This window comes from Caballeronia choica (genome assembly GCF_001544535.1).
GTDB lineage: Bacteria > Pseudomonadota > Gammaproteobacteria > Burkholderiales > Burkholderiaceae > Caballeronia > Caballeronia choica.
Genome location: NZ_FCON02000647.1, coordinates 1 through 518, shown reverse-complemented (window position 1 = coordinate 518; position 518 = coordinate 1). Strand labels below are relative to the sequence as shown.

General features: G+C 62.9%; 1 pseudogene. It reads left to right on the top strand.

The features are described 5' to 3' along the window. Window positions 1-518, top strand: a pseudogene (locus AWB68_RS46145) (hypothetical protein); the annotation flags it as partial.

The following is a 518-nucleotide window of genomic DNA, read 5'->3' as shown; positions in this document are numbered from 1 at the left end:
ACGAAGGACAAGGTCACGCTGGAAGGCACGTCGGGCACGAAGATCACGAACCTGACGGCGGGTGATGTCAGCTCGACGAGCAAGGACGCGATCAACGGTTCGCAGTTGTACAAGCTCGGATCGACGACCGCTGCAGCCTTGGGCGGTGGTGCAGCGCTGAATCCGGACGGCACGATCAAGGCTCCGACGTACACCGTCGCGGGCAAGGACTACACGGATGTAGGCCAGGCTCTTGGCGCGGTGGCTCAGAACGGCGCAACGGACGCAGTGAAGTACGACACGTCGGCACACGACAAGGTCACGCTGGGCGGCACGTCGTCGACGACGCCGGTGACGCTGGCTAACGTAGCAGCAGGCAAGGCCGACACGGACGCGGTGAACGTCAAGCAGTTGAACGACATCGGCGTGAAGACGGATTCGAGCGGCAACGTGACGAACCCGTTTGTCGCGTATGACGACGCAACGAAGGCAGCAATCACGCTGGGCGGCACGAACGGCACGCAGATCCACAACGTGGC